Origin of the sequence: Zavarzinella formosa DSM 19928, assembly GCF_000255705.1 — a bacterium.
Taxonomy (GTDB): domain Bacteria; phylum Planctomycetota; class Planctomycetia; order Gemmatales; family Gemmataceae; genus Zavarzinella; species Zavarzinella formosa.
The window spans coordinates 618,018-642,039 of record NZ_JH636443.1 but is presented as its reverse complement, the minus strand read 5'-3'; the positions used below and the strand labels follow the sequence as shown (position 1 = coordinate 642,039).

Sequence of the window (24,022 nt, the reverse complement as noted above, 5' to 3'; positions counted from 1 at the left end):
TCCCGCACGCGGAGCGTGCGGAGTACTCTAATCGCCGACTGCTCACTCTCCCTGTTTGCTTTTACTTCCGCATAAACTTTTTCTGCCAGTTCACGATCTGATCGGCCCGGCGGGTCGCCTCGGCGGCGGCCTCGTAGCCCGCCTCCTCGGCGCTGAGCGGATCCAGTTGGGCCAGTTGAAACCGGGCGAGTTCCCGGATGGCCAGCCGTTCGTGCCGCAGCAGGCGGAACAGTTGGTCCGTCGTGCCGGGCGCCGCGTCGTCGCGTGACCGAAGCAGGGCTTGAACCAATGTCCGCTGGTCGTCCGGATAGGTTTTCTTCTCCGCGAGGAAGATGGCAAATGCCTTTTCCCGATCCGGCGACTGGGCGCACCAATGCCGGGCGGCCCGGACGACGGCATCCCGCACGGGGGAGGAATCAAGCTCCAGGCTGTCCAGCAGGACGGGGATGTTGTCTGTCGCCTGCAAATACCACGCGGCCAGCGCCCGGTGCGAAACGGGTTCCTTGGAATCCCGCAGGACCGCGTCGAAATCAGCGTCCAGCATTCCCTTCGACACGGCGGCCCGGCGTTTCCATTCTTCGATGGCCTTCTCAATGTCCTTGGCGGCCGGGGTGCCCGGAATTCGCACGGACCAGCGATCGCTCAGCGCGGCCTCGTCTGGATCGTTCGCGGGGGCGATGTCGGCCCGGCCTCCTTTGCTGTCCCATTTGAATTTGCTTCCGGCCGCCAACGGGCCGGAATTGGCCAGCCCCACTTGCGCGCTGGCCTCCCCTTTGATGACGCCGAGATAGACGAGAGAACGGGGCGATTCCAAAATCACCGGGTCAAAGATCGGGCTTTTGGCCGGTTCGCCGAGGCGGTCGATGGCGATTTCTGTGCCAGCCTCCGTGAGGACGATGTTCCAAATCTCCTCCAGGAATCGCACGCGAATCTTCACGTCCTTTTTGTCGGCCGGCGCCCGGATAAACACCCGGCCGGCGTGGAGCGTCAGATCGGCGTCGAAGCCCTCGGGGGGCAGGTAGAACGTCACACGGGATTCGAGGGCCGGGACGTTGAGAAACTCGGGGATGTTGCCCCACAACTCGAACTGTGTGCCGTTGTCGAGCTTCACCGAGGGATGGAAACCCGGCAGGGCCATGAAGGTGTCCGTCGAGAACAACCGGCCGTCGTCCGGCTTCACCAGTTCCCACTTGGTCGAATCGGCCTTGCGGACGAGCAACGGTTGCGTCGGGGTGTCGTACAAGCCGATCGCCTTCCGTTCCGCGGAGACATCCTTCGGCATCGGCGGCATGATGACATCCATCACCACGCGAGGTTCCGGCAAAGGAGCGACAGCGACCGGAGGCATCTTCGGCTCGGTCCCGTTCGGAATCTTCGGATCAACAACGCCCGGTTTTGCGTCTGGCATCTTCGGCAGACTCACGACCGGATTCGGGGCGGTGGCAAAGGCGACATATCCCTGACCATGCCCCGGTTCCGGCGGGGCCGGGATGGCCATCCACACAGCGACCACCAAGGCGGCGAGGATGGCGACAAACCCGCCCGCCCACAAGAATTTGCGCGACCCCCTCAACGTGCCGATCAAATCCTCATCCATGACGGGAACCACTTCCGTCGGCGGCGGGGCGACCCCGGCGATGGGGGGCACGACGGCGGAGGGCTTCCGGTTCGGCAACGCTTCCGGCCCCTTCACCAGTCCGTACATCCGCTGCCGGGCGGTCGGGGGCACCTTGGCCGGTTCCCCAAGCACCAGCGTGAGAATCTGATGGCTGGCGGCCACTTCCGCCAGCAGCACATCATGCTTGAGCGCGGCGGCCTCCAATTCAGCAATTTGCTCGGAAGGAAGCGAATTATCGAGATATTCCGCGATGGTGTTGGCGTCGGCCCGCGAATCCTCCTGATCGACGGCCGGAGCCGCCAGCCGCCGCCGCCGGGTGACGTTCTTGATGCGCTCGACGGTCTCCTGGGCGAAATCACTCTCAGCCACCCGCCGCCCCATGTCCTTGGCCTGGGCGGGATCAAGCGTGTCATCCAGATAGGCCAACAACGTGCGAAGAGTCAGTCGTAACATGGCATCGCCTCCGGACGGAATTCGGTCGTCACCCAATATAAGTGGGGGGCGAGTCCGGGTTTCGTGCATCAAAATGGAAAAAATTTGCCGAAAGCCCGAATGAACGAAACCTGAGCTTGGAAATTCGCCGGAAGCCAAGAGGCTACAGGGCTTACGGTTTTCGGATTTTCAAACCGCCCAAAATCCGTCCCAAAAGTGACCTGAAAACATCGAAAACAACCATCCGGTGACCATTTTTGAACAGTTGAACACCCACCCAACTGGTCAAAAACAGTGGGCCAACTGAACACTATTTTTCAAAAACCTCGGAAAAACAGGGGGGTCGCCTAATGATTTTGGACAAATGCGCAGCGATTTCGGGTGATTGAAAATGGCCCAAAATGATCGTTCCATGTAGATTTTCGGTTCACGGGGGTGGGTCAAGCAACTCAAATGATGCTCTGGCCCGTTCGAGAAACGCATATCAACCAAGGCCCGGCGCCAGACTAAGAGCAAGCGGAAAGAATGAGGCGGTCGGCGATTAGAGTACTCCGCACGCTCCGCGTGCGGATGGGGCTTGCCCTGTGGCCAGACGATGAAACAGGTCAAAGTGCCGCCCGCACGCGGAGCGTGCGGAGTACTCTAATCGCCGACTGCCTCATTCTTTCCGCTCACACTAATTGAAGTGAACCTCTCTCGCTCTCCGGCCGTCTTTGGGCGAACCATCCTCTGAGACCGGCCATGCAGAAAGAAGAACTTCTTGGCGACGACATCTTCGTGATCCACAACTTCCTGACGGCCGCCGAGTGCGAGATTCTCATCGGCGTGGCCGAGGCGGGCGGGTTTGAGGAGGCGCCGATCAACACCACGTTTGGGGTCATGATCCATCGGGAGTTTCGCAACAACACGCGGGTGATGATCGACGACGAACCGCTGGCGGCCGGGTTGTTTGACCGCGTCAAGTCGTTGCTGCCGGAGCGGATCGGCCGGTGGGAGCCGTGCGGGCTGAACGAGCGGTTTCGGCATTATCGTTATGTCGCCGGCCAGAAGTTTGAATGGCACTTCGACGGAGCCTTTCACCGCAACAATGGCGAGAGCAGCAAGCTCACGTTCATGATCTATCTGAACGGCGGCTTCTCCGGCGGGAACACTGCTTTTAATCTGCGCCGCTCGGGCGTCGTCCGGGACGGCGACCCGCTGTTGCGCGTGCAACCGGCGGCCGGGCTGGCGCTGGTGTTTCGGCACGATCTGCTGCACACCGGCGAAGTGGTCACCGAAGGCGTCAAGTATGTCATGCGGTCGGATGTCATGTGCCGGATGGCGTGAGTCGTGCGGCTCGTATCACAAACACAACGATGCTTTCTTCAAGGCAAAGCCCCATGATCCTGGACATCCTTCGGAATCCCGCCTCCGGCATTTCCTATGCGGCGTTGACGGCTCTGCGGCTGCATTCGCCAAACTCGTTCATTTTGGAGACGGGGGAACCCCATTTTATCTGGGCGCAATTTGCGGAGGCCGGGTTTTGCAAATGCTCGCCGAAACCGGATTTTCTTGAGGAAGCCGTTCATGCGTGGCTGCCGACGCTGGACCGGGAATATCGGTCGGTCATGAACGGTTTTTTTGACGTGCAGTGGGAGGGGCAGACACTTGGATTGCTGCAAATCCAGTATGAAACGGCCTGCGGCATGTCGAATCGTGTCTGGATCGTCGCGGAAAACGAAGCGACGGCGCATGGTTTCTTCGCCGCCGTCTGTCGCTGGAGCACACCGATTCGTGATGAGATTTACGTTTTTCAGGAAGGTTTCTGGCAAAAGGATGCCGAACTGTTCAAGTCGATCCAGTCGTCGCGGCTGGACAACCTGATCCTGCCGCCGGGATTGAAGGAAACCATCCGGAATGACGCCGCGACTTTCTTTGATTCACGCGACCGCTATCGCCGGTTCAACATTCCTTGGAAACGTGGCCTGATCCTGCTCGGCCCGCCGGGGAACGGCAAGACCCATCTGATTCAGGCGCTGGTCAACGATCTGAAGAAACCCTGCCTGTATGTGAAAAGCCTGAAATCCCGTTATCAAAACGAAGACCGCAGCATCTGCGAAGTGTTTGTCAAGGCCCGCGAATCAGCCCCGTGCATTTTGGTGATGGAAGATGTGGACGCCCTGATCGACGCCGAGAACCGTTCCTTCTTCCTGAACGAACTCGACGGCTTCCGCAAAAACGAGGGCCTGCTGGTCATCGCCACCACCAACCACCCGGAGAAACTCGACCCCGCGATCATCGACCGGCCCAGCCGTTTCGACCGCAAGTATCACTTTGACCTCCCCGCCCTCGCCGAACGCGCCGCCTATCTGCAATGGTGGAACCAGCGGCTCGACCCGGCCCTTCAACTGACCGACGCGGGCATCGACTTCGTCGCGGCATCGACCGAGGGGTTTTCCTTCGCCTACCTGAAGGAACTGGTGCTGTCTTCCGCAATGGCCTGGATGAACAGCGGGGAGGCGCCGATGGACGAAACCATGCCGTCCCAACTCATCGGGCTTCGGGAGCAAATGAACAGCGTCCGGCTGCTCCCGGCCCCGGCGGCCATCGCCGCCGGGACACATTGATGAAATCCGGTCAGGACTTTTGCAGATATTTCGCCAGGCACAGCGAAATCGCATCGTGTTGAAAATCGAGTTTTTTGGCCAAGGCCAGCAACTCCGCCGACCGGGCCGGTTGTCGCTTGGCCAGGACGGCCAGCAGGACGCGCTTGGCGGAAGGTTCGATGTGGATTCGTTCGGCATGTTCGGCCTCGGCCGGTTGGCGGCCCGCCAGAACCTCGCCGAACAGACGCTCGTCGCGGCCCGCTTTTTTCAGTTCATCCAGCAACTTGTTGAAGTGAGCCTCGGCGATTTCCTTCTTGCCGGCGAGACTGGCCTCCAGCCATAGCAAACCCAAAACCACCCCGGTCGGAAAGCGGGCCGATTTTGCCAGTTCGGCGGCCCGAACCGGCTGCCCCTCAAGGAAAGCCGTCTCGAACGACGGTTTGCCGCTGTTTCTCCGCAAATAACCCCCGACATCATTCTGGCAGCAGCACACCAGCGAATCGAGTATTTGCTGCATGGCCACTCGTTGGTCGGGCGCACAATCCCGCATCACATCGGCAATCACCTGGGTGGTCCGGGCCTTGTCGCCCCGAATGGCGTTCACACGAAGCATCTGCATCTGGCTTTCCCGCCGACGACCCGGAAGAACCATGTCCTGTTGCAGCGAGTTCAACAGGGCGTCATAGTCGCCGCTGGCCAGCAACGATTCTTGGCGAAGCCTCCGGACCAGTGTCTTGTCAGCGAGCGACTCAAAAGCTTTTTGAAACCATTGGACGGCCTCGGGAAATTTCCCCTCGCTCAAAGCGCGATAACCCAAACTATAGAACGCATATCCCGAGGGGACGGCGGCTGTCGCCGACTGTCGATAAAGCTTGTCAGACTCGACCGGGTCCGGATCACACCGGCCGAGCAGATAAAGCGCCTCGGGATTGGAATTGGTTTCGGCGACAAGCAGGCGATAGCGGGGGCGCAGGTCAGTTTCGGGGTGGAGTTGTTCCATCATTGATTGGAACACCCGATGCCATTCAACCAGAATCGGCCGGTCGGCCAGCCGGGTTTCGACAAACCGCATTGTCTCCTCCGAGGGAAGCCTGCTGGCCATCCAGTGAAGGAAGATCGTTTCGCCCGGATCGAGACGCAACAGTTTTTGGCAGAAGCCAGCCTGCCGGTTTGGCTCCAAACCCTCCACCATCTCGGCGTATTCCTCGGGGGCAATGGCTGAGAACAGGAAGACGCCCGTCTTCCTGACCTCGGTGCTCTTCTTGACCTGAAGGGTTTGCGGGAATTCCTCGAACTCGTAATCGATGCCGGACATTTCGTAGTGGCTGTTGCCAAAATGGATCGTCGGCTTCCGGGACGCCGGCGGGTTGTTTTTCGCGTAGTAGGTCTCTTCCTCAAGGATGACCGCCGACTCGTCGGGGTTGATGACAAAGGTACGGTTGGCGAACGGCCGGCCCCAAAACGAGGTCTCGATCCGGCAGCGGACCGGTTCCAGGCCGGGTTTGTCGTCGCCAAACGCCACTTCGACATCCCCCTCGGCCACGCGGATCGGCATGGCCGCATGAGGGGTGAGGTTGTGCCTTTCACCGCCGACCACGACGGCATAGGGCTTGTTGGTCCCGTTGACGAAATAGACCTTGCGATTCTTCCCGATCCAGAACGCCGATCCGAGATAGAAGGCGATGGCTCCGAGGACAACGCTCGCGGCCACCCAGCGGGGCCAGTTGGAGGTCCAGTTTCCCTCCCGGTAACCGGTGTTCGGCGAGGAGAGCGCGGCGGAAGCCACTTTTTTGCCCGAGCCGCGATAACGGGTCGAGGTTTTGCGCTGTTCCGTGTATTCCTTGAGGGAGGCCCACTCCGGAAAAACCTTGTCCCGCTCGTCCATGATCTCAAGCGCTTCCTCGTGGCGCCCCTGGGCCTGATAGCCTTTGACGAGGTGATAGACCATCCCGGCCGCGTCGCGTTTTTTGTTGTCCAACACATGTTGAAGCCACGGTTTCGCCTCGTCAGGGCGATCTTGCTTCAGCAAAGCCCAGGCAAGCGACTCTCGCCGCTCTTCGCTGTCCCCGGCCTGCACGGCCGCTTCAAACGCCTCCCCCGCCTCGGGCCAGCGAGAGAAATAGGAATAGCCGTGGCCGAGCAATGTCTGGATCTCGGCATCGTCGGTTCTCGCGGCGGCCAGCGCCTCGACCGTGTTGTTGAAAAGGGGTTCGTCCTGATAGGCCATTGAAAAGCGAATGGCCCGCATGATGGTTTCGCGGTTGTCCGGATCGGATTTCAGCGCCTCCAGCAATTCACCGCTGTCGCTCGACTTGGCCGCCTCCCATTTGGCGAGGCTGATGAGCCGGTGTTTCTGGCAGACGGCGCAGCTTCGCAGCACCCGCAACCGCCGGATCGGAATGAGGGGGATGAACGCGACGACGAAAAACAAGGTGGTGTCGTAGGACGACAAATCCGTCTGGCGGTTGCAAAATTCGCACGTTTCCCTGATCGTGTGGATGCGTTTTTTGCCGTAATACCAAGTGCCGACACCGTTGATGACGAAGGGCATGTGTCGCGGTCCTTGTCCGTCGCGAAAGCGGGGACGGTCGAAAGATTTTCAGCCCATGCTAGCCGGGAGGGGCGGCGGAGTGAAGTAAAATACCCCCGCCCGAATCGAAGTCATATCAACATCTATTGGCGGGCAAAAGCGGAATGATTCCAGAGTCAGCGGAGCGCGACATGACCGAACGGCCGGGCGAGCCACCAGTAAGCGAGCAAGTGCGGCGGACAGCCGAGGCGTTTCTGACGCCCCGGCCGACCCCTGAGACGCCGCGCGACCGGGAATTTCTGCAAGAAGGGTCGCCCCTGAGTCTGGTGTGCGGGCTGGCGGCAACCTCTTGGGGAAGCGGGCCGACGGTCCTGCTGGCCCACGGTTGGGAAAGCCGCCGGACGCATTGGATCGCCTTTGTGACCGCGCTGGTCAAGGCGGGCTTTCGGGCCGTCGCCATTGATGCCCCGGCCCACGGCGATTCGCCGGGCGTGCAGGTGAACGTGTTGATGTACGGCAAGGGAATCGCCGACGCCGGCCGGGAGATCGGCCCGCTGGCCGGCATCATCGGCCACTCCTTCGGGGCGGCGGCCGCCATCGTCGCCATGCACAACGGCTTGGAAGTCCGACGGGCGGCCCTCATCAGCGGGCCGTCCTGCCTGGTCGCCCTCGCCAAGCGCTTCGGCGCCGCCCGCCAGTTGACGGAGGAGGAAACCACCGCCTTCATCGAACTCGTCGAACAAATGGTCGGCATCCGCATCGACAGCATCGACCTCCCCGGCATGGCCCGCCAGTCGGCCGCCCCTTCCCTGATCGTCCACGATCAAACCGACGAAGACATCCCCCTCGAAGAGGGACTTTCGGAATGGCCCGGCTCACGCCGACTGGTCACGGAACGCTACGGCCATCGCCGGATTTTGATGGCCCGCGAGGTCGTGCGTGAAATTATCAGCTTCATCAAAGAAGAAGCCTGAGCGATACAACACCGACGCTACTTTTGAAATTCAACCAGATACCGGAAGACCGTCGTGGCGACCGGCGAGACGCCCGTCTCGGCATGAAGATCATCCCCGCTGCGTTCCACCTGGCCGATGCGGGCTTGCGTCGCATACCAGCGCCCCTTTGGTGATTTTTCAGCCTTGTCCACAATGGTCGTGCTGATCCAGTCATTTGGTTTTTCCGGGGTCGTTTCGGAACGCACGCAGATCATTCCCCGTTCCGGCGAGAACCAGTATCGCCGCAGGATTTTCCCCGAGCGGGCCTCTTCCACGCTCACCAGCACGCAATCGGCCGGACCAACAGACGGCTTGGGATTGAGCGTGGCGCGGATGCCTTCGTTGGGAAGGCCCAAAAGCGGATACACGACGAGTTCCGGAACGAAGGTTTGGCCGGGGGAATACATTTCGCGGTTGCCATATTCGCGGAAGGCCATTTTGTTCACCTCGGTTTTCCACCACTCGATGCCCTTCTCCCCCTCGGGGATTTCCGTTTTGTTCTCCCACACTTGCGAATTAAACTTGAGCAATTGTTCCGCGTCAACCACCTCGGTCGTGTGGACAGCGCCCTCCAGACGCACATGCCTCGCCTCATGGACAAACCGCCACTGTTGCACGGTTCCAAGAACGGTCGCCGTGTAGGGATCAAACGGCATCCGCTGCTGCCAGGCATATTCGTCCAGCAAAGCCTTCAGTTCCTTCCCCGAACGGATGTCGATGACTTTGGCGTCCTTGGGGGCACCCAACACGAACAGATCGGCCGGGCCGGTCTCCGGATAGTCGATTTCATAGGTTCGCGAACTCTTCTTCCCTTGGAATGTCCACTCCTCGGTCATGGCGGCGGGTAATTGCTTCCCGTGCGGAACCCGGAAGATTTGCCGAAACATTGGCGGCGAGCGGCGGGCGTCCTCAAGGTCGAAAACAAATTCAGTCCAACGAAGGTCTCCGTCTTGTTTCTCTTCGCGGCTCTTCGCAATCAGCTTTGTCGATCCCGTGTTGGCTTTGGGCGTCCCCTCTTTCCCACCGAACGATTGCAAGATGGCATCAAACGCGGCGAACTCATCCTGATCGAACGAGCCGGGTTCCGAGACGATGATCGTGCCCGATTTTTGGTCGAACTGTTGTTGCACGTTGCGGCCAAACTCCACGAAAACGGCCGCACCCGGAAATTGACCGGCCCCGATCCCTTTTCCGGGCGACATCCAAATTTGAACCTTGGCCTCGCCCTTTGGGTCCGAGGCGGTCAATCGTACCCAAGCCTGTTTTCGCACCTGACCAATCACTTGGGACCACGCATCCGTCGGCCAAAGCATGAACGTTGAGAAGACAATTACGACAGCGGCCGCCCCCGCCGCATACCAAGCCCTCGTTCTGGTGATCCGGCGGCGCGGCGTCGGCCGGGTGGCGGGCATCGGCAATGCCTCCGGCACAAGGCGGGTCAAATCGACATTCGGCACCGGCTCGTCTAGAATCGTCTGAACGGCCAGCCGATACGGTTCGGGAAGCTCATCGTGCGGCGGTCGAGAACCGGCCGGGGTTGGATGGCTCATCACTGTTCTCCTTGCAATGAATTTGACAGGATGGAGTCGAGTTTCACGCGGACCTTATGCACGGCCGCGGCGACGGCTCCGACGCTGATCTCCAAGACTTCGGCAATCTGCGGATTGGAAAGCTGTTCAAAGTAACGGAGGGCGAACACGGCCCCTTCCCGTTCCGGCAACGCGGCGATGACTGTTCGCAGATGCTCGGCCAATTCGCGCTGAACCGCCTCGTCGTGCGGTGATTGCCCGGCCTTGGCGAGCGTGTCCAACGCCAGCGGCGATTCATGACGGCGTTGCCGGCGGCGATCCAGCGCCCGAAAAACAGCAAGCCGCCGAAGATACGCCCCCCAATTGCGAACATCCGCCGTCGGGGGCCGGGAGACTAATTCCAGAAACACTTCCTGGGCGACATCCTCCGCATCGGCCGCGTTCCCCAGGACACGCATCGCCGTCTGAACAACCATCCGCCCATGCTCGGCGACAATCATGTTCCAGGTGATTGACAAGTTCTTGCTCGTTCCGTGACTGGCCTTCGACTTCAACCAATTGACGAAACTCACGCCCGAAAATTACCTGTCATCTCTTCAATTGTTTTTGGCGAACGCCCGAGGTGATGCTCATGCGAGAAGCGATCTCGCATGGCCGAGTGATCAGAATTGGCCGGGGCGGCCGACGCCATCGTGTTGACAAGGGATCGGCGACGAGTCTTACGGGGCGCTTGCCGGCGGCTTGGGGGCGGTTTCACTGCTGAGTCTCTTCTCGACGGCCGCGAGCCGGGTCTTCACGCCGGTGTCGTTCGGCTCAAGGGCGGCGAGCTTGCGAAGGTGGAAGAGTGCGGCGAAGAAGTTGGATTGTTTTTCGCAAACAACAGCTTGCTGGCGGTGCCAGAAAGGATTCGGATCGATCATCCGTTTGAAACGGGCGATTTCCTCGGGGTGCGAGGGATCTCGCCAATAATTCCAGATCTGCACGGTTTTATCCAAGCCACTGCAGGCAAGTGTGCGGCCGTCTTGAGTCCACGACACACCATGCACACTATCATTGTGAATTTTGAATTCTCGAACGCCCACCCCCGTCGCCGTGTCCCAGAGACGCACCGTTTTGTCACCGCTGCCACTGGCGATCGTGCGGCCGTCCGGACTCCACGACAAACACCACACGGCCCATGTGTGCCCCTTGAGTTCCCGAATGACAGCCCCTGTCGCCGCATCCCACAGACGCACGGTCGTGTCCTGGCCGCCGCTGGCAATCATGCGGCTGTCGGGACTCCATGTCACGCTCTTCACGAGACCGGTGTGTCCACTGAGTTCCCGGAGGCATGCCCCGGTCGCCGCGTCCCACAATCTCACGGTTTTGTCGTCGCTGGCGCTGGCGATCATGCGGCTGTCCGGACTCCACGAGACGTTGTTCACGGTTTTTGGGTGTCCCTTGAGTTCCCGGAGGCTTTCCCCGGTCGTTGCATCCCACAACCGCACGGTTTTGTCGTCGCTGGCACTGGCGACCATGCGGCTGTCCGGACTCCACGACACACCTTTCACGGCCATCGTGTGCCCTTTGAGTTCCCGGAGGCTTTCCCCGGTCGTTGAATCCCACAACCGCACGGTTGTGTCATCGCCGGCGCTGGCGATCGTGCGGCCGTCCGGACTCCACGACACACTCTGCACGGCTCTTGTGTGCCCCTTGAATTCCCGGAGTTTCCCTCCGGTTACCGTGTCCCAGATCCGTAAGATCTTGTCACCGCCGCTGACAAACGCGCGGCCGTCCGGGCTCCACGACATACTAAGCACCGAAAACCAGTCGCGCCCTTTGAAGTCATCCCCCGTCGTCGCGTCCCAAAGACGCACCGTGGCGTCAAAGGTGGTGTCGCCGCTGGCGATCGTGCGGCCGTCCGGGCTCCATGACACGCCCATCACATTACCGGTATGCCCTTTGAGTTCCCGGAGACTTGTTCCCGTTGCCGCGTCCCAGAGACGCACCGTGTAGTCCATACTGGCGCTGGCGACCTTGCGGCCGTCCGGGCTCCATGTCAAGCTCCTCACGGACCCGGTGTGTCCATTGAGTTCCCGGAGATTTTCCCCGGTCGCCGCGTTCCACAACCGCACCGTTTTGTCCTCGCTGGCGCTAACGATCATGCGGCCGTCCGGACTCCACGACACACCATGCACGGTTCTTGTGTGCCCCTTGAGTTCCCGGAGGCTCATCCCCGTCGGCACGTCCCAGATCCGCACGATCTTGTCCTCCCCGGCGCTAACGATCATGCGGCCGTCCGGGTTCCACGACACGCCGTTCACGGTCATCGCATGCTTGAGTTCCCGGATGTTTGTCCCCGTTGCCGCGTCCCAGAGACGCACCGTCTTGTCACCGCTGGCGCTGGCGACCGTGCGGCCGTCCGGGCTCCAGGCCACGCTCTTCACGGGGCCGGCGTGTCCGCTGAGTTCCCGCAGGCTTTCCCCGGTCGTTGCATCCCACAACCGCACGGTTGTGTCATCGCTGGCGCTGGCGATCATGCGGCTGTCCGGACTCCACGACACACTATGCACGTTCTTCGCATGCCCATTGATTTCCCGGCATGTTCCTGTCGCCGCGTCCCAAATCAACAGGGCGTTATTGTCGCTGCCGCTGGCGATCATGCGGCCGTTCGGACTCCAGGCAACGCCGTAAAAACGCCCGTACGTCTTGGACAAAATCCGATCACCCCCCTCGGCCTCCCGCTTGACAATCCACCAAGCGCCAGTGCGATTGTCGGGGCTTAGCCAATGTCGCGGCTCGGCTTCTTTGAGCAGCTCACGGGCCAGTCGGATATTGTTCTGATCAATGGCGTATCCGGCTTCGCGGACTCGCATGGCGTCCAGCAGCATGCGTTGCTCGCGGAATTGCGCGGCGAGCATCGTCGCGTTCTCATCTGCCGCCTTCGCGTTCTGATCGGCGCGAATGGCTTCTTTTTTGGCGGAGTCCGCCTCCAGATCGGCACGGCGGGCCGAATCCTTCGCGGCCTCGTTTTCCCGGTCCGCCCGCCGGGCCTCGGCTTCCGCACGCTTCGTCGCGGCAAAGGCGACGAAGGCCGTTGCCGTGGTGACTGCGACCGCAAGTGACAATCCCGCCACAATTCCCGTGGCGATTTTGTTCCGTTTCGTCCATTTCAATATTCGCTCGACCGGTCCCGCCGCCTTGACGCTCACCGGTTCGCCGTCCAGCCAGCGCCGCAACTCCTCGGCCAGTGCGGCGGCGCTCCCATAACGGCCCGCCGGATCTTTTGCCAGACACTTCCTCGCGACCAGTTCCAAATCTCGCGGGGATTTGCCCGAATGGCTCCGCAGGCTTTCCGGTTCGGCCTCGACCACCTTGCGAACCACCTCCAGATGAGTGCTCCCGGTGAACGGCCGGACCCCGGCGAGGCATTCATACAGGATGACACCCAGCGCCCATACATCCGCGGCCGGGCCGACGAATTTGTTCTCCCCCTTCGCCTGCTCCGGGGCCATGTAGGCGGCGGTGCCCATGACGGCGTTCGTGCTGGTAATGTCGCTGACGCCCATCCGCTTGGCGAGGCCGAAGTCCGTGATTTTCGGCTCACCGGCAGCGTCGAAAAGGACGTTGGCGGGCTTGAGGTCGCGGTGGATGATCTGGAGGTCGTGAGCGGCCTGCATCCCGAGGGCGAGCTTGCGGACGAGGGTGGCGGCCTCCCTCGGGGCGGGGGGTGATTTCTTCAACAAGTCGGCCAGGCTGCCGCCAGGGAGATATTCCATCGCCAGATAGGGATTGCCGTTCCCGTCGCCGCTCTCGAAAACCTTCACAACGTTCGGGTGATCGATGGAGCCGACAGCCTGTGCCTCGGCGAGAAAGCGGATGATCTCCCTCGCGCCCGCCCGGCCAAGGAGCATTTTGACGGCGACCGTGCGATTCAATTTCAACTGCGTGGCCCGGTAGACGACACCCATGCCCCCCTCGCCGAGCATTTCAAAGATGTCGTAACCGGGGATGCTGTTGCTCGCCGGCGGCGGGGCAGACTCGGTTTTGTTGGAAGGAGTCACCTCCGGAAGATCCGGCGGCTGCGTTCGCGTACCGTCGTACATTGGGCAACACCCTGCGTGCCTGGACAGACAACCGTGCCCTGAACATGATAACGGATATCAAATTCGCATGTTGAACGCCGCATCAATTTCGTCTCATGTCGCGGCTGGCCAGGCAACCACGACACAAAGTGCAATGGCCATCTTGATTGATGACAGGCGGAGAATTGTTCATGCCGCTTCGAGAATCGTCATGCGGTCACGGTAGAATACCGCACGCACGACGGAGCGCAACGGGCTGGCCGGGCTTGTCATGCGGACGTTGATTCAAGGAAATTGCCAGCCATCAAGGGAGAAACGGCATGGAGATCAAACGAAGCGGCTCGCGGCCTTCCGGCAAGGGGCCGGCGGATTACTTCACCGGCGGCGTGCGAATTGATCCGTTGTTTGATGCCCCCGATCCCGCGCGTGTCCTTGGCGCCAGCGTCACCTTTGAGCCGGGCGCCCGGACCGCGTGGCACACCCATCCGCTTGGCCAGACGTTGATCGTGACGACCGGCTGCGGCTGGGCGCAACGCTGGGGCGGGCCAAGGGAGGAAATCCGGCCGGGCGACGTGATTTGGTTTTCTCCGGGAGAAAAGCACTGGCATGGCGCCACGGCGACAACCGCCATGACACACATCGCCATCGCGGAAAAAGCCGACGGCAAATCCGCCGACTGGCTGGAACAGGTCACCGACGAGCAATACCAAGCCGGAACCGGAAATTAGAGCGAGCGAACAAGTCTGCCGCAGGCAAATGTTCATGCGTGGCAACACGAGCCGGTGTTTTGAGGAAGCGGCTTGTATTCGTCGTGCCGACGCCACCAGATGCCCGTTTCGTTGCGGCCCTTGGGCGCCCGGTCGAGCCATTGATACATGCCCCAGAGACCGTCCAGCCCGCGGGCGAAGGCGGAATAGGTGTGGTAGACAACGCCATCCTCAAGGATGAACGCGCTCATGCCCGGCCGCTCGCGCATGTAGGTGGGCGAGTCCGTTCCGCACATGGCGGACATCTCGTTGACGGGGTTGTCGCCGCCTCGCCACTGCCACGCCGCCTCGCGTCGGAAGTTGTATTCGATCCCTCCTTCCCGTTGTTGCTCCTCGGTGAACCAAACGCTGAAATCGAAGTTGAACTCGCCGCCGTGGGAGGATGCCCAAGGGAACGCCCACCCCATTCGCTTCTTGTATGTTTGAAGCTTCGCCAGCGGCGCCCGCGACACCGCCATCAGCGTGACATCGTGGTTCGCCAGATGAACGGCGACACCGTCGAATCCGTCCGCGATTGACGAGCAAGACGGACATCCGGCCGTGTAGTCCGGGCCAAACATGAAGTGATAGACAAGGAGTTGCGAGCGTCCTTTGAAGAGATCAGCCAACGGGACGTTCCCTTCTTCCGTCTCGAATCGGTACTCCTTGTCGATCCGGACCCACGGCAACTCCTGCCGCTGCCGCGCGAGTTCGTCACTTCGCCGCGTCAGTTCCTTCTCCTCTTGGAGCAGCCCGCGCCGGGCGGCCAGCCATTCTTCCCGGCTCACGATTTGATGTTGCATTGTTCGGTCTCCTTTTTGAAATAACCAAAGAGGTTCGTCATGAGATCCAGACGTTTCGCAATCAGAAAAAGCAACGAGGCGACGCAGAGCGTGAGCATCGCCCAACGCAGATAAGCGGCCGTGGAAAGCGACAGGCCGAAGCCGGTCCAAAGCGTCACATAGGCCGCCAGACAGGCGGGGCACTTGGGCGCCAGCGCCAAGACGGCGCTCGGGAAGGCCCATGCGAAAATCTCCCGAATTCTCCGCAATCTTACCGGTGCTTTCCGGTCGTTGGCGGCATGGCAGCAAGCGCTCATCGCGGCGACTCCTTCCGATTCTTGCGTCCTGCCTGTTCGCGGATTCGCTCCAGCCAGTGTTCCCATCCTTTGGGCATGCCCTCCCGATGTTCGGGCAGGATCGATCCCACGGCGCGATGGAGGAACGAAAGACGTGTCACGCTTCCCTCGGCCGTGAAGCGGTATTGCACGTGATTGATCGCCGGGTACGACATCATCAGCGGCCCGCAAATCTCCAAAAGCGTCGGCGGCTTGATGACCTGCACATGGCCCCAAAAGTGGCCGGCGTTGTCGCCGAGGTCGCGGAACCAGCGACCGCCGGGCCACGGTTCGAGTTTCATCGGGAACGGCTTGCCGCCGGGCATTTGCCCTTCCGGGCCAAGTTCTTCCAGCATCGCCTCAAAGGCGATGTCGATGGGCGCCGTGATCTCGATCTCCTTGCGGATCTCGAAAGATTCGACGGCCGGTCGTTCGCTGGTGTCCGTTTTCATGCTTGTCCTTTCGGGGGTTTGACGGGTGTCGGCGATTCGGCTTGTTCACGCGCCCGGCGTTCGGCGCGTTCCTTGATGCGGTCGAGTTGATGGCCCCAAAGTTCTTCAAAAGCCTTCACCCAGTCATGCACAATTTTCAGCTTCTCCGCCTCCAGGTTGTACACTCGCTGTTTGCCTTGCTTCAGCACCGCGACCACGCCGACTTTGCGCAGCACGCCAAGATGCTTCGAGACAACCGGCTGCGGAAGCCCCATCGTGATGACCAAGGCTCCGACAGCCAAGGCTCCCTGCCGGGCAAGCAGCTCGACAATCTGTCGCCGACGAGGCTCGGCAATGGCATTGAACACATCGGTGGTGGTTGGCGCTCTTGGCATGCGCCTAAATATATTCCCATATGGGAATATGTAAAGCCGAAAAATCAGCGACGCGGTTTGGCCGAGTGTTTCGGCTAACCTCGCCGCAAGAATCACAACAGAAAAATCTGGCCGGACCCGATTCGGTTGGAAGTGAAAGCGAGTCTCAAAGCTTAAAGATCGAAGGCACTCAATTCTTGCGAACCAAGTAACCGCCCAGATGGGCCAGCAGGGCGTTCCCGTCGGCGGGTTGGCAGCGATAACCGATGTAGCCGTCGGGCCGCACCAAAATCAGCGTCGGACTGGCCGCGTGTAACTTCTCATGTAATCGGCCTTCCGGGTCGAGCCATGCGGGCAACTCGGAGCTCCCGTGATTCACCTTCGCGGTGGCGGAATCGGCTCTCAAAATCAGGTGGGCCGAAAGCATGCCGGGAAAGGCGGTCTTCGCTTCGTCGGCGATCTTCTGCAATTTTGAAACGGAGTCCCCGTCGTTCGGGCCCGTCAGCAAAAGCAAGGTGTGCCGCTTGTCGCGGATCAACGTGAAGATTGTTGATGAATGACCGTCTATCGCGGAGGCCAAGGGCGAGTCGCAAAGCCGGTCACCGGCGGCAAGCCCTCCCGTGAGTCGCGGCCAATGGTCGGCCGAGATCGGGCTGTGCCGGTAATTGATCGAAAGCTCGAACCATTCATCCCGGATCTTGTCGCGGACAAACTGAAACGATCCCATGATCGGGGCAATGTGATCCCGCAGGTATTGGGCGACGGGATTGCGCAGCGTGGCCAGTTTCGTGACTTGTCCGGCCTTCTTCAGAACTTGGTCGCCAATCTCGCTTCGTTCGACGGAATAACTCTGAAGAAGAGGCTCGGCCAATCCTTCGCCGCGTTGCACCAAGGCCAGTTTCCACGCCAGATTGAAGGCGTCCTGCATGCCGGTGTTCATGCCTTGGCCGCCGGCGGGGCTGTGGATGTGGGCCGCGTCCCCGGACAGCATCACCCGACCCTTGCGATAGTCGGAGACCTTCCGCTCGTTGATGCGAAAGTTGGCGATCCACACAGGATCGGAGAGCGTCAGTCCGCCGGGGCCGCGTTCATCGACCCTGGCTTGCGCATCGGCCAGCGTCGGCTCCGGCGGCCGACCGTGATCGGACGCCGCGCCGGTGTCGGCGATGACACGGAACCGGCCTTGGTTGCTGATCGGGAAAAAGGCCAAGGTGCCGTTCTCGTGCCAGAAAACGCTCACCTCATCCGGGGCCAGCGGCCCTTCCACATGGATGTCGGCTAGTATCCAATCGTTCGGCTCGGCCACCCCGGTGAACGGCAGGCCGAGCGTGTGCCGCACGGCACTGTGGGCGCCATCGCACCCGATCAGCCACGGCGTCACAAACGTTTCCTCGCTCCCATCGGCATGACGCAGTTTGCAGTTCACGGAGTCCGGCCCTTCGTCGAACGAAACCAACTCCGTCTGGCGTTCGATCGTCACTCCCTTTTGCGTCAGATGTTCTGTCAGCAACCGTTCGGTTTCATTCTGCGGGATCATCAGCGGAAACCCGTATGGGCTTTCGTCGCTCGTCAATTCGAGATGAACCAGCCGCTTCCCGTTGGCATACATGCTCCCGCCGTTGATCTTCAAACCGGTCTTGATGAACACTTCCGTGAGACCCAACGGATCGAGCAACTCCATCGTCCGGCACCAGACCACCAAGGCTTTCGATTTGTCGCTTGGCGCCGGAGCCTTCTCAATGATCCGGCATTTCAAACCTTGGTGAGTGAGCGCCGCCGCCATCGTCAACCCGACGGGACCGGCCCCGACAATCAACGCATCAACAACTGAAAAGGGCATGATTTGCTCTCCCAAAGTGGCAGGATGAAATTGTAAACAGCCGCTCGCCAAGTTGGCAAACATAGAACGGAGACATGCCGGCGATGGGATCGGCCCGCCAAGACATCAAGGGACAGGTCACGGGTTGACGTTTGACTCATCGCCAACGAATGGTTACGCTGTCGGATGTGCAGACTTGGAGGCGGCCGGCGATTGTTATTGGGCAGCATGGGCGCATGGTGCGGCTTCGGTGCCCGGCGCGGACAATGGAGGCGCTTCGGTGAGTGTGATTGATCCCCGTCGCGAACCAGAACACCCGGCCCCGCCCAAGATGGCGGCGAGCGAGCCCCGACCACCAGTGGCTTGTCGGCCGAGCATCCGGATTATCGGTTGTGCGTCGGTTGCGCTCATTAGCGCCACGATCACTGCTGACGACTCGAACATGGCATCCAAAATCATCAGGAAACCGGCGCAATTGATTGGCGCCGAAACAGCCCAATCACCGTCCTCCGGAAACGTCGAGCCAGTGGTCATGTTCCCGGAGGACGGCAAAGCGGTGATCGTGCGGGCGGAGCTTGCGAAGGAACTCGCGGGCGGATATGCCCCCGGCACGAAAGTGGATGTCTGGCTGATCCCGACCGACGGCAAGCCGACTGAACTGGCGCTTTCGGGCGTGCCCGCCATTTCAAAATCAACGGTTTATTTGTTGATCGAGGAGGACAAGCGGGAAGGTGTTTGTCTGGTTTTGAACCCAGAACAAATCAATCAATTGATGGCGGTCGAAATGCGTGGCACTTGGCGAATCGCCCCCGCCGCCCGCCGGTGAATTCATCGACATTCCTGATGATTCCGGGCAAATTCGAGTCCTTTTAGCGTCGTTTTCAAAGGAACAAGAAAACCGCTCAAGGTGATTCCACACTGTTTGAAAAGAGCCAAGCGATCCAAATGGTGATTTGGCCCAAAGCGGCGGAGCCACGTGTCATCGAAGAATTGAGTTCAGCGGAAAAAGATCAGTGGCCCGGTCGGCGAAACAGGCCGGACAGCCACTTTTTGGGCGACGCGGGCTTGTCTCCATCAGTCTTTGCCGCCCCCGAAACAGTCTTGTCGGCGGTGTTGCGGGGTGGTTGCTGGGTGGGAACGGCCCCGAGCGTCAGATCAAGGTCGATCAATTCGTCCCGTAGTTGGTCATAGTTGGGAAACCGGTCGTCCCCGTCTTTAGCCATGAGCCGTTGGATGAATCGCGACACGGGCTCCGGCACATCCGGCGCGAGATCGACGACCGCCGGAACGGGCGCCTCATAATGCTTGAGGATCATCTCCATCGGAGAGCGAGCTTCAAAGGGCGTGCGCCCCGTGGCCAGATGAAACAACGTGGCGCCGAGCGAATACATGTCGGCCCGGTGATCGACGTTGGCCGAGTTCATCGCTTGTTCTGGCGAGAGATAGGCCACTGTCCCGATGGCGGCATTGGCCATGTTTTTTCGGCCAAAATGCGCGTCCCGGCTGGTTTCGACCACCATCGCCAAGCCAAGATCAGCCAGCTTGGCGGACTCATGGCGGGTCAGGATGATATTGGCCGGTTTGATGTCGCGGTGGATGATCCCCAATCGAAAAGCCGCCGCCAAGGCTTCGACAATCTCAAGAGTCACCCGCACAATCATGCCTGCCGGCAGGCGGCCGCGTTGTTCCACCAGATCGGCCAGATTGATCCCGTCCACATACTCCATGACGAGGAATGGCCTCGCCGGGTCATCGTCGAAATCCCACAACCGCACCAAGTTCGGATGGTTAATCCGGGCCAATAACCGGGCTTCTTCTCGAAATTGCTCTCGCGTGTCGGGGGAGTTTGACAAAATCGTCGGATGCAACACCTTCACCGCCACGGGAATACCCAGTGACTGGTGGGTGGCCCGATAGACAATTCCGAAGGCCCCGGCGGCAATCCGACGCTCAACCACACATCGGCCAAGAACCTGTCCCGGAACCAAATCATTGTCGGCCTCTATCGCGCCAAACAAGGGCATTCAAAATACTCCGCGGCCATTTGGAAACATGAAAGATCGTAACACGCGAGGAACCGTCCGAATGTAGAGGGTGGCCGATGTATCAGGTCATTGTTCAATCTAATTCATGCCAAACCCGAATATTGTCTTTCCTCAATGCTGATGATGCTGTTTTTATCGGCATTAACCCCCCATCCTCAGACCGTGACGACCTAGAAGACTTTAATGATTGTCTGGCACGGCTGCCTGGCGATCCTCGCAAAAGCCTTTGTTGCTCTCTCCAAGACTCGCCATCCGTGAAACGTGTCATGATTTCAAACTCACGTCCGAGGCTGCAACTACTTCCGCTGGAAGAACGTTCCAACACCTCGGTCACCCTTTCGACCCCGCCGGCCGGGACCGCATTGTTGGGCAGCCAACTGCCCGCCACGCCCGTCGGCGAGGCGGAGTCCGTGTCGCACGAACTGGTGGTGATTGATTCTCGCGTTGACAACCTGCAATTGCTCCTCGGCTCTGTTCTGAATGCCTCGCAATTGAAAGATGTCGTCGTTCTTAATCCTGAAGAAGACGGTCTGGATCAACTTGACGCCATTTTGAAAACCCGGCACGACCTGACGGCCATCCATGTGATTTCACACGGTCAGGACGGCGGGTTGTTGCTGGGGTCGTCTTGGATTGACTCGGCCGAGTTTGAAAAACGGGCGGCGGAGGTGCAAGGCTGGCGGAGCAGTCTGGCGCCGGGGGCCGACATCTTGCTTTATGGCTGCGATGTGGCCGAGGATTCGGACGGCCGGGCTTTCGTGAATCTGGTGGCTGGACTCACCGGCGCGGATGTGGCGGCCAGTTCCAACATGACGGGAAACCGCTCTTTGGGCGGCGACTGGAATCTGGAGTATGCCACCGGGCCGGTGACGACAACCGGCATCGCCCTCCCGGAATGGGGGGGCTTGCTAAACACCTTCATCGTGTCCAACAACGGCGACAGCGGCGCCGGTTCGCTCCGCCAGGCGATTTTGGATGCAAACACCAATCCGGGAACGGATGCAATCAGTTTCGCCATCCCCGGTTCCGGCCCCCAAACAATCCAACCGGCCACGCCTTTTCCCGCCGTGACCGATCAAGTGTTCATGGATGCCTCCACGCAACCCGGTTATGCGGGGGCGCCACTCATCAATATTGACGGTTCGCTGGCGGGATCGGGGGCCAACGGATTGGTCCTGGCTCTCGGAAGCGATGGTTCGCTGATTCGCGGGCTGGCGATCAACCGTTTCGCGGGCGACGGCATCCTCATCACCGGCCTCGGCAACGACACGATCGCGGGCAATTACATCGGGACCAATTCGGCGGGCACGACCGGCTTGGGCAACGGCAGCGCCGGGATTGAGTTGAATGGCGCCTCCGGCAACACCATCGGCGGCAACACCGCCACGCAAGGCAACCTGATCGTGGGCAACGGCGGTAACGGCATCACCGTCACCGGGTCCAACAACATCGTTTTGGGCAACGTGATCGGAATGGCCCTGGATGGCGTCACCCCTTTTGGCAATGGCGGCGCCGGGGTGGTGGTTGATGGGTTGCTCATCACCGGGGCCAACAACGTCATCGGGGGAGTCGCGGCCGGCGATGGAAACATCATCGCCAACAATGCGGGCGATGGCGTGAAAACGCTGGGGCTGTTGAGCACCAACAACGCCATCATCGGAAACTCGATGTTTGCGAACGGCCAATTGGGCATCGACCTCAACGGGGATGGCGTCACCCCGAACGTGTTGCTCGGATTGGGCCTGGCTGAAAACTACCCGGTCCTCACAAGCGTCTCGACCACCGGTTCGACGATCTCGCTCAGCGGCACGATTTTTTCAACGGCCCTCTCCTTGATCCGGATTGATTTTTACAGCAACAATCCCGGCGAGAACGATCCGAGCGGGCATGGCGAAGGGCGAGTATATCTGGGTTCGACCTCCGTTACCACCGGCCTGTTGGGCGGGGGAAGTTTCAACGTGACGTTGCCGGTGAGCGTGCCGGCCGGCAGTTCGATCTCCGCCACCGCCACAGCCGATTTCGGCCTCCTGAACTTCGGATCGACTTCGGAGTTCTCCAACCAGATCATGATCCCCGGATTTGTCGTCAGCCCCCCCTCCGCGACCACCACAACCGAAGCGGGCGGCTCGGCCAGTTTCTCGGTGGCGCTCAGCACCCAGCCGACCGGCAATGTGACGATCCCGGTGAGTTCGTCGAATACCGGCGAGGGAACAGCCGACAAAACCTTCCTCACCTTCACCCCGGCCAACTGGAACGTGCCTCAGACGGTGACGGTCACCGGCGTGGATGACCAAGTGGTTGACGGCAACCAACCCTACACGATTGTTCTCGGAACCGCCGCCAGCACGGATCCCAACTACAACGGCCTCAATCCGCCCGACGTGTCCTTGACGAATTTGGACAACGACACCGCCGGATTTTCGGCCGTCGTGGTCGGAAGTTCGACGACCACCGAGGCCGGGAGAACGGCTTCGTTCACCGTGGCTCTGAACAGCCAGCCCACCGGTGATGTGACGATTCCCGTAAGCTCGTCGAACACGGGCGAGGGAACGGCCTCCGTCACTCAAGTCACCTTCACCCCGGCGAACTGGAACATTCCCCAGACGGTCATCGTCACCGGCGTGGACGATCAGGTGCAAGACGGCGACCAGCCTTACACCATCATTCTCGGGGCCGCCACCAGCGCCGACCCGGTTTACAACGGACTCGATCCGGCTGATGTCCCCCTGACGAACTTGGACAACGACACCGCTGGCTTCTCGGCGGTTGTTGTCGGCGGAGCCACGACGACCGAAGGAGGGGGGACGGCCAGTTTCACGGTCACGCTGAACAGCCAGCCCACCGGTGATGTGACGATTCCGGTGAGTTCCTCGAACACGGGCGAGGGAACGGTTTCCGTCACTCAACTGACGTTCACCCCGGCCAACTGGAACGTGTCCCAGACGGTCATCATCACCGGCGTTGATGACCAAGTGGCTGACGGCAACCAACCCTACACGATTGTCCTCGGAGCCGCCACGAGTTCCGACCTGAATTTCAACGGACTCGATCCGGCCGATATCCCCCTGACGAATTTGGACAACGACACCGTTGGCTTCTCAACGGTGGTCGTCGGAGGAACAACCACCAGTGAATCGGGAGGGACGGCCAGTTTCACTTTGGCTCTCAGCAGCCAGCCGACCGGCGATGTGACCATTCCGGTCAGTTCCTCGAACACGGGCGAGGGAACCGTCAACACGACTTCCCTCACCTTCACCCCGGCGAACTGGAACATCCCCCAGACGGTCATCATCACCGGCGTGGACGATCAGGTGGCCGACGGCAACCAGTCCTACTCGATCATCCTCGGCGTGGCCGTCAGTTCCGATCCGAACTTCAACGGCCTCGACCCGACGGATGTGGTCTGCACCAACACGGACAACGACACCGCCGGAGTGGCCACCGCCATCATCGGCGGGTCATCAGCCACCACCGAATCCGGGGGAACTGTATCGTTTACAATGGCCCTCAGCAGCCAGCCAACCGCTGATGTGACCATTCCAATCAGCTCATCGAACACGGCTGAAGGAACCGTCAGCACGTCTTCTCTGACGTTCACCCCGGCCAACTGGAACGTGCCCCAGACGGTCATCGTCACCGGCGTCGACGATCAGGTGCAAGACGGCAACCAACCCTACACCATCCTCCTCGGGGCCGCCACCAGCACGGACCCCAATTACAACGGCCTTAATCCCGCC

General features: G+C 60.5%; 17 protein-coding genes. 6 read left to right on the top strand and 11 right to left on the bottom strand.

Annotated elements, in window-relative coordinates:
• Window positions 1-61 precede the first annotated feature (61 nt).
• Window positions 62-2,071, bottom strand: coding sequence for a hypothetical protein (locus BGIM_RS58410; protein ID WP_020473028.1), 2,010 nt, complete (start codon window positions 2,069-2,071; stop codon window positions 62-64).
• A gap of 720 nt (window positions 2,072-2,791) precedes the next feature.
• On the opposite strand from BGIM_RS58410, the gene BGIM_RS0128120 reads away from it, so the two are divergent.
• Window positions 2,792-3,376: a 2OG-Fe(II) oxygenase gene (locus BGIM_RS0128120; RefSeq protein ID WP_020473026.1), complete on the top strand. Its 585-nt coding sequence runs from the start codon at window positions 2,792-2,794 to the stop codon at window positions 3,374-3,376.
• 53 nt (window positions 3,377-3,429) lie between these two features.
• Complete coding sequence (locus tag BGIM_RS52815) at window positions 3,430-4,656, top strand: AAA family ATPase (protein WP_020473025.1); 1,227 nt, start codon at window positions 3,430-3,432, stop codon at window positions 4,654-4,656.
• 10 nt (window positions 4,657-4,666) lie between these two features.
• On the opposite strand, the gene BGIM_RS0128110 is transcribed toward BGIM_RS52815, so the two are convergent.
• Entirely contained in the window at window positions 4,667-7,186 is a 2,520-nt protein-coding gene (locus tag BGIM_RS0128110) for a tetratricopeptide repeat protein (protein ID WP_020473024.1), read from the bottom strand.
• 170 nt (window positions 7,187-7,356) lie between these two features.
• Here BGIM_RS0128110 and BGIM_RS0128105 point away from each other — a divergent pair, with 170 nt between their 5' ends.
• Window positions 7,357-8,139 (top strand): alpha/beta hydrolase family protein, encoded by a 783-nt coding sequence (locus BGIM_RS0128105; protein ID WP_020473023.1) that lies wholly within the window; start codon window positions 7,357-7,359, stop codon window positions 8,137-8,139.
• A gap of 17 nt (window positions 8,140-8,156) precedes the next feature.
• On the opposite strand, the gene BGIM_RS0128100 is transcribed toward BGIM_RS0128105, so the two are convergent.
• The 3 genes from BGIM_RS0128100 to BGIM_RS58405 form a co-directional block, all read right to left on the bottom strand.
• Window positions 8,157-9,710, bottom strand: a complete 1,554-nt coding sequence (locus BGIM_RS0128100) for a hypothetical protein (RefSeq protein ID WP_020473022.1) — start codon at window positions 9,708-9,710, stop codon at window positions 8,157-8,159.
• Window positions 9,710-10,261, bottom strand: coding sequence for an RNA polymerase sigma factor (locus BGIM_RS52810; protein WP_020473021.1), 552 nt, complete (start codon window positions 10,259-10,261; stop codon window positions 9,710-9,712). The genes BGIM_RS0128100 and BGIM_RS52810 overlap by 1 nt, the downstream gene beginning before the upstream one ends.
• A gap of 147 nt (window positions 10,262-10,408) precedes the next feature.
• Window positions 10,409-13,774, bottom strand: a complete 3,366-nt coding sequence (locus BGIM_RS58405; RefSeq protein ID WP_020473020.1) for a WD40 domain-containing protein — start codon at window positions 13,772-13,774, stop codon at window positions 10,409-10,411.
• A 299-nt stretch (window positions 13,775-14,073) separates the two neighbouring features.
• Between BGIM_RS58405 and BGIM_RS0128085 the strand changes: the two genes are divergently transcribed.
• Complete coding sequence (locus BGIM_RS0128085) at window positions 14,074-14,481, top strand: (R)-mandelonitrile lyase (protein WP_020473019.1); 408 nt, start codon at window positions 14,074-14,076, stop codon at window positions 14,479-14,481.
• A gap of 32 nt (window positions 14,482-14,513) precedes the next feature.
• Here BGIM_RS0128085 and BGIM_RS0128080 read toward each other — a convergent pair whose 3' ends face one another.
• The 5 genes from BGIM_RS0128080 to BGIM_RS0128060 all read right to left on the bottom strand — a co-directional run bounded on the left by BGIM_RS0128080 (window position 14,514) and on the right by BGIM_RS0128060 (window position 18,261).
• Window positions 14,514-15,302 carry a DUF899 domain-containing protein gene (locus BGIM_RS0128080; RefSeq protein ID WP_020473018.1) on the bottom strand — a complete coding sequence of 263 codons (789 nt, stop codon included), beginning with the start codon at window positions 15,300-15,302 and terminating at the stop codon, window positions 14,514-14,516.
• A complete protein-coding gene (locus tag BGIM_RS0128075) occupies window positions 15,284-15,598 on the bottom strand; it encodes a hypothetical protein (RefSeq protein WP_020473017.1) in 315 nt (104 codons plus the stop codon). The genes BGIM_RS0128080 and BGIM_RS0128075 overlap by 19 nt, the downstream gene beginning before the upstream one ends.
• Entirely contained in the window at window positions 15,595-16,068 is a 474-nt protein-coding gene (locus tag BGIM_RS0128070) for an SRPBCC family protein (RefSeq protein ID WP_020473016.1), read from the bottom strand. Before BGIM_RS0128070 ends, BGIM_RS0128075 begins: the two co-directional genes overlap by 4 nt.
• The gene (locus tag BGIM_RS0128065; RefSeq protein WP_020473015.1) at window positions 16,065-16,442 is read right to left on the bottom strand and encodes an ArsR/SmtB family transcription factor; all 378 of its coding nucleotides are present in this window, start codon (window positions 16,440-16,442) and stop codon (window positions 16,065-16,067) included. Before BGIM_RS0128065 ends, BGIM_RS0128070 begins: the two co-directional genes overlap by 4 nt.
• A gap of 169 nt (window positions 16,443-16,611) precedes the next feature.
• Window positions 16,612-18,261 (bottom strand): FAD-dependent monooxygenase, encoded by a 1,650-nt coding sequence (locus tag BGIM_RS0128060; protein WP_020473014.1) that lies wholly within the window; start codon window positions 18,259-18,261, stop codon window positions 16,612-16,614.
• Window positions 18,262-18,520: 259 nt separating this feature from the next.
• Between BGIM_RS0128060 and BGIM_RS0128055 the strand changes: the two genes are divergently transcribed.
• Window positions 18,521-19,066, top strand: coding sequence for a hypothetical protein (locus tag BGIM_RS0128055; RefSeq protein ID WP_157369476.1), 546 nt, complete (start codon window positions 18,521-18,523; stop codon window positions 19,064-19,066).
• Between the two features lie 184 nt (window positions 19,067-19,250).
• On the opposite strand, the gene BGIM_RS52800 is transcribed toward BGIM_RS0128055, so the two are convergent.
• On the bottom strand, window positions 19,251-20,264 hold the full coding sequence (locus BGIM_RS52800) for a serine/threonine-protein kinase (protein ID WP_020473012.1): 1,014 nt from the start codon (window positions 20,262-20,264) through the stop codon (window positions 19,251-19,253).
• Between the two features lie 287 nt (window positions 20,265-20,551).
• Between BGIM_RS52800 and BGIM_RS58400 the strand changes: the two genes are divergently transcribed.
• Window positions 20,552-24,022: DUF4347 domain-containing protein (locus BGIM_RS58400; RefSeq protein WP_029630673.1), on the top strand; the 3,471-nt coding region annotated here is incomplete at its 3' end.

What these genes read in the sequence shown, in the direction of transcription:
- BGIM_RS0128065 (WP_020473015.1), bottom strand. Translation starts at nt 16,442, where the DNA reads ATGCCAAGAGCGCCAACCACCACCGATGTGTTCAATGCCATTGCCGAG.
- BGIM_RS0128100 (WP_020473022.1), bottom strand. Translation starts at nt 9,710, where the DNA reads ATGAGCCATCCAACCCCGGCCGGTTCTCGACCGCCGCACGATGAGCTT.
- BGIM_RS0128110 (WP_020473024.1), bottom strand. Translation starts at nt 7,186, where the DNA reads ATGCCCTTCGTCATCAACGGTGTCGGCACTTGGTATTACGGCAAAAAA.
- BGIM_RS52800 (WP_020473012.1), bottom strand. Translation starts at nt 20,264, where the DNA reads ATGCCCTTGTTTGGCGCGATAGAGGCCGACAATGATTTGGTTCCGGGA.
- BGIM_RS58405 (WP_020473020.1), bottom strand. Translation starts at nt 13,774, where the DNA reads ATGTACGACGGTACGCGAACGCAGCCGCCGGATCTTCCGGAGGTGACT.
- BGIM_RS0128120 (WP_020473026.1), top strand. Translation starts at nt 2,792, where the DNA reads ATGCAGAAAGAAGAACTTCTTGGCGACGACATCTTCGTGATCCACAAC.
- BGIM_RS52815 (WP_020473025.1), top strand. Translation starts at nt 3,430, where the DNA reads ATGATCCTGGACATCCTTCGGAATCCCGCCTCCGGCATTTCCTATGCG.
- BGIM_RS0128080 (WP_020473018.1), bottom strand. Translation starts at nt 15,302, where the DNA reads ATGCAACATCAAATCGTGAGCCGGGAAGAATGGCTGGCCGCCCGGCGC.
- BGIM_RS0128060 (WP_020473014.1), bottom strand. Translation starts at nt 18,261, where the DNA reads ATGCCCTTTTCAGTTGTTGATGCGTTGATTGTCGGGGCCGGTCCCGTC.
- BGIM_RS58410 (WP_020473028.1), bottom strand. Translation starts at nt 2,071, where the DNA reads ATGTTACGACTGACTCTTCGCACGTTGTTGGCCTATCTGGATGACACG.
- BGIM_RS0128070 (WP_020473016.1), bottom strand. Translation starts at nt 16,068, where the DNA reads ATGAAAACGGACACCAGCGAACGACCGGCCGTCGAATCTTTCGAGATC.
- BGIM_RS0128105 (WP_020473023.1), top strand. Translation starts at nt 7,357, where the DNA reads ATGACCGAACGGCCGGGCGAGCCACCAGTAAGCGAGCAAGTGCGGCGG.
- BGIM_RS0128075 (WP_020473017.1), bottom strand. Translation starts at nt 15,598, where the DNA reads ATGAGCGCTTGCTGCCATGCCGCCAACGACCGGAAAGCACCGGTAAGA.
- BGIM_RS0128085 (WP_020473019.1), top strand. Translation starts at nt 14,074, where the DNA reads ATGGAGATCAAACGAAGCGGCTCGCGGCCTTCCGGCAAGGGGCCGGCG.